The sequence below is a fragment of the Nocardioides pelophilus genome (assembly GCF_014180685.1).
Lineage (GTDB): Bacteria > Actinomycetota > Actinomycetes > Propionibacteriales > Nocardioidaceae > Nocardioides > Nocardioides pelophilus.
The window spans coordinates 1-1,046 of record NZ_JACEHF010000319.1; the positions used below are offsets into that span (position 1 = coordinate 1).

The 1,046-nt window shown below is 76.3% G+C and carries 1 protein-coding gene and 1 pseudogene; both read right to left on the reverse strand.

Annotated elements, in window-relative coordinates:
* Positions 1 to 283 (reverse strand): annotated as a pseudogene (locus tag H0488_RS23370) (hypothetical protein); the annotation flags it as partial.
* Positions 284 to 396: 113 nt separating this feature from the next.
* The coding region (locus H0488_RS23375; RefSeq protein WP_512698554.1) for a protein kinase family protein at positions 397 to 1,046 on the reverse strand (650 nt) is incomplete at its 5' end.

Below are 1,046 nucleotides of genomic sequence, written 5' to 3' on the forward strand. Positions count from 1 at the left end.
CCCCCAGCGCAGCCTTCTCGCTCGCGAGCTGACGGATCTGGGCGTCGACCGCCGCCTGGTCGTAGCCGCCGCGCTTGACCACCGGCAGCGACGCCGTGGAGGCCGCGGGCGCCCGGGAGGGCGCGGGCCTCGGGTTCGCAGCGGGAGCGGGCGTCGAGGGGGCGGTCGTGGTCACGGGCATCACCTGGGTGGTCTCGTTGTCGGGTGGGGGGTTCTTCGGCGGGGGCCCGGGCGGCGCGGTGCCGGGCTCGTTGTCGAAGATGGACAGACCTTGGTCGCTCATGCTGGGGAAGCTCCCTTGTGCGGTCGAGGTGCAGGTCTGGTCCATGATCCCTGATCCGTAGTCGATTCCCCACCCCCGACCCCGCAATTCGTGCGGGTTGCTGGTCGGATGCGTCAGACCGGGGCGGGCGCGGCCGGCGGCGCCGTGTCGGGGAGCCCCAGCGCGATCTCGAGATCTGCTTCGAGGGCCGCGGCTCCCGAGTAGCGCCGCATCGGGTCCTTGCTCAACGCCAGCCGCAGGATCCGGTTGGTGGCCAGCGTCAGCGGCGCCCGCCCGGGCAGCTGCGGCACCGGCTGGGTGCGGTGGGCCTCCCGCACCTCCTCGAGCGACGCTCCGGTGAACGGCGCGCCGCCGGTCGTCGCCGTCCACAGCAGGCAGCCGAGCGCGTAGACGTCGGCGGCAGGAGTCGGCCCCACGCTCGGCTCGGGAGGGGAGAACGCCGGGTCGGCGCCGATCGCCCGGGTGGGCGGCACGAGCACCGCCCGCGGCCCGCCACTGTCCAGCCCGACCAGTACGGCGCCGGGCCGGATCTCGCCGTGGGCGCCTCCCGGCGGCGGCTGGTCCGCGAGCGAGCGGGCGACCGCGGCGGTGATCTCCACAGCGGCGCGGAGCGGCAGCGGCCCGATCGCGCGCAGGTGCTGACCGAGGTCGCTGCCGACTCCTGCCGGACGTGGCGGGGGCGCGGTGGCGGCCGGGGGTGGTGGGGGCGGGAACGCCGCGAGGGGAGCGCCGGCCGGGACCAGCTCGGCGCCCTCGCGGAAGC